The sequence below is a fragment of the Aeromonas sp. HMWF016 genome (assembly GCF_963878195.1).
GTDB classification, from domain to species: domain Bacteria; phylum Pseudomonadota; class Gammaproteobacteria; order Enterobacterales; family Aeromonadaceae; genus Aeromonas; species Aeromonas lacus.
Window position 1 is genome coordinate 1 of the sequence record NZ_CAWNWX010000048.1, and the last position, 3,406, is coordinate 3,406.

Below are 3,406 nucleotides of genomic sequence, written 5' to 3' on the forward strand. Positions count from 1 at the left end.
ATCAATAAGCTAAGTTTAGATTCTTGAACATTCAGCGAAGAAATCGATTTTTGATGCTCGATAATCTTACCGTTTAAGTTTTTTATTTGGTTGGTTAATTCATTTTTTGTAGAGATAAGAGATTGATTTTCAATTTTTGCTTGTTGTAACTCTTTTTCTTTCTCAAATACAGGGTGAATAGTGCTGAAATATGCCCAGACACCAAAGCCTAAACTTAGGATCGTTGATATCTTAACCATGTGTTCCAGAAAGCCATCGTCCTGCTTATATAGTTTCACTGATTATCTCCATATTTATATATGTCAGGTTCAAAGATTATTTATATGGCTAGGGAGTCTATTTTGCTATCCTCACTTACTTCCTAGATGTCAGAGGTTCATTTTGCTTTTTTAATCTGTCCTATTTATTTCCTATCTTCATAAAAACGACCCCAACGGAGCTGGTTGCCAACTGGCACATATTAACCGGAGGGATAGAAAACTGAAGGGGCAGGGGCCTAAAACCGGCTCTGGCTCAACAAATCAGTCAATAATCGGCTCATTTTTGTTCGGTTTTGCTTGATGATATCCTGCCGGATAGATAGCAAAACCAAACAACTTGCCATCGCCCCAAGCGGCTTTGGCGTGCTGTACAGCCCATTTTTGGCCCTTGCTATGGCTTTTCTCCCCGGATGTCGTTCCTCCGCTTGCCCGGTTTGGGACGGCCGTTCCTGGCTGCAAACTCCTTTGAACGTCTCTGTCACACGACTGGGGCAGGGGTTGGTCAGCCGGTGTCGAGCTCGTCACTTTTGTCGTGTCGATCACACTTCCCACCCCGTCGTCACCCTCGTAAGGGGTGGCAATCAGCACGTTATTCTTTCTAATTACTTCTTTATTTTCAGTTGCTTGTGAATTTTTATCGCGCCCTTGGCCCGTTTTGGTCTGATAAATGCTTTGTGGGGGGCTGGCCGCCTCTTTGCCTGTCGGCGGGCGGCCCGGTGTAACGAACCATTTAGGATCCCTCTCTATGAACAGCTTCGTGATTGCAGATCCCAGTCTCTGTATTGGGTGTCGTACCTGTGAGGTGGCCTGCGCCGTTTCACACCAGTCAGGGTCTTGCAGCGGGACCCTTGAGCGGGAGGGCGGCCTGCATCTTGCCATCGAGGATGGACATCTGGTCTCCAAGGACAGCTACTTTCAGCCGCGCCTGAAGGTGATCGTGGGCAGCAAGGTGACCACGCCGGTGCTCTGCCGCCAGTGTGAAGACAAGCCGTGCGCCATGGCCTGCCCGAACAATGCCATCGTCAGCGAGGATGGTTGCGTCAAGGTGTTGCAGGAGCGCTGCATCGGCTGCAAGTCCTGCGTGGTGGCCTGTCCTTACGGCGCCATGGCGGTGGTGCTCAAAGAGGTGCCTCCGGCTGCCGATTCGCTCTTCAAGCGTCCGCAGACCAAGGCGCAGGCGCTCAAGTGCGATCTCTGCCGTCACCGTGAGGCGGGCCCGGCCTGTGTCGAGGTGTGTCCGACCCAGGCGCTGCGGCTGGTCACGCCGGAGCATCTTGAAACCCTGAACCGGCAGAAGCAGCTGGCCAGTGCCGAGGCACTGCTGGCGATGCCGGCGCGGGTGTGAGCGGGCTTGCCGAGCCGTTTTTCGTTAACAAACAAGAGTGTGAGTCATGAAAAAAGTCATTACCGTGTGCCCCTATTGCGGCACCGGTTGCAAAATCAACCTGCTGGTTGAAAACGACAAGGTGGTGGGGGCCGAAGGCGCCAACGGCCGGACCAACGAGGGGCAGCTCTGCCTCAAAGGCTATTACGGTTGGGATTTCTTGAACGACACCAACCTGCTGACCCCCCGTCTCAAGAGCCCGATGATCCGCCGCGAGCGCGGTGGCAAGTTCGAAGCGGTCTCCTGGGATGAAGCGATCGAGTTCGCCAGCAGCCGTCTCTCTGCCATCAAGGCAAAATATGGCCCGGACGCCATCATGACCACCGGCTCTGCCCGTGGCCCGGGCAATGAAGCCAACTATGTGATGCAGAAATTTGCCCGTGCGGTGATTGGGACGAACAACGTCGATCACTGCGCGAGGGTGTGACACGCACCCTCAGTCTCCGGTCTGGAGACAACTGTAGGCAACGGCGCCATGAGCAACGCCATTCCCGAAATTCAAGAGACCAAGTGCCTGCTGGTGTTTGGTTACAACGCTGCTGACTCTCACCCCATCGTCGCCCGCCATATCCTCAAGGCGAAGGCAAACGGGGCCAAGGTGATTGTGTGTGATCCCCGCATGGTGGAGACCGCCCGTATCGCCGATCAGTGGCTGCCGCTCAAAAACGGTTCCAACATGGCGCTGGTTAACGCTTTCGCCAACGTGTTGATTAACGAAGGGCTCTACAACAAGGCCTTTGTCGCCAACTACACCGAAGGGTTCGAGACCTTCAAGGCGACGGTGGCCAAGTACACTCCGGAATATGTCGAGGGGATCACCGGCCTCAAAGCCGCCGATATCCGCGCCGCCATTCGCACCTATGCCGAGTCGCCTGCTTCCATGATCCTGTGGGGCATGGGGGTGACCCAGTACGGTCAGGCAGTGGACGTGGTCAAGGGGCTGGCGGGTCTGGCGCTGCTGACCGGCAACTTTGGTCGCCGCGGCACCGGCTGCGGGCCGGTACGTGGTCAGAACAACGTGCAGGGCACCTGTGATATGGGGATGCTGCCCCACCAGTTCCCGGGATATCAGTCGGTGGCCGATCCCGCCATCAGCGCCAAGTTTGCCAAGGCGTGGGGCGTGGAGTCGCTCTCCCAGAAACCGGGATACCGCCTGACCGAGCTTGGCCACAAGGTGGAGGAGGGCAAGTGCAAGGCCTTCTACATCTTCGGTGAAGATCCGGCCCAGACCGAGGCAGATCTCGGTCAGTTCCGTCGCACTCTGGCGGGGATGGAGCTGGTGATCGTGCAGGATATCTTCATGACCCAGACCGCCGAGATGGCCGACGTCATTCTGCCCGCCACCAGTTGGGGCGAGCATGAAGGGGTCTACAGCTCGGCGGATCGCGGCTTCCAGCGTTTCTACAAGGCGGTGACGCCCCCTGAGAACGTGAAGCCGGACTGGGCCATCTTCTCGTTGATGGCGACCGCCATGGGTTATCCCATGGAGTACCACAACACCGAAGAGATCTGGGACGAGATGCGTGCGCTCTGCCCGCTCTACGCCGGGGTCAGCTACGACAAGATGGCCGATCTCAAGAGCGTGCAGTGGCCCTGTCCGACCGAGGATCACCCGGGCACCAGTACCCTGTTCGAGGGGAATGTGTTCACTACCCCGAGCGGCAAGGGTCAGCTGATTGCCTCCGAGTGGCGGCCGCCGCTGGAGCAGCCCTGTGCGGAGTACCCGCTGGTGCTCTCCACCGTGCGCGAGGTGGGTCACTAC

General features: G+C 56.6%; 4 protein-coding genes. 2 read left to right on the plus strand and 2 right to left on the minus strand.

The window, feature by feature from the left end:
* Together AACS24_RS06870 and AACS24_RS06875 are read right to left on the minus strand one after the other, a co-directional pair.
* Positions 1–278: hypothetical protein (locus AACS24_RS06870; protein WP_146181470.1), on the minus strand; the 278-nt coding region annotated here is incomplete at its 3' end.
* A gap of 243 nt (positions 279–521) precedes the next feature.
* Positions 522–848: a hypothetical protein gene (locus tag AACS24_RS06875; protein WP_146181471.1), complete on the minus strand. Its 327-nt coding sequence runs from the start codon at positions 846–848 to the stop codon at positions 522–524.
* Between the two features lie 157 nt (positions 849–1,005).
* On the opposite strand from AACS24_RS06875, the gene AACS24_RS06880 reads away from it, so the two are divergent.
* Positions 1,006–1,605, plus strand: coding sequence for a 4Fe-4S dicluster domain-containing protein (locus tag AACS24_RS06880; protein WP_108572823.1), 600 nt, complete (start codon positions 1,006–1,008; stop codon positions 1,603–1,605).
* Positions 1,606–1,651: 46 nt separating this feature from the next.
* Positions 1,652–3,406, plus strand: a 1,755-nt coding sequence (gene fdhF / locus AACS24_RS06885) for a formate dehydrogenase subunit alpha (protein ID WP_258223124.1), incomplete at its 3' end; no start/stop codon positions are given.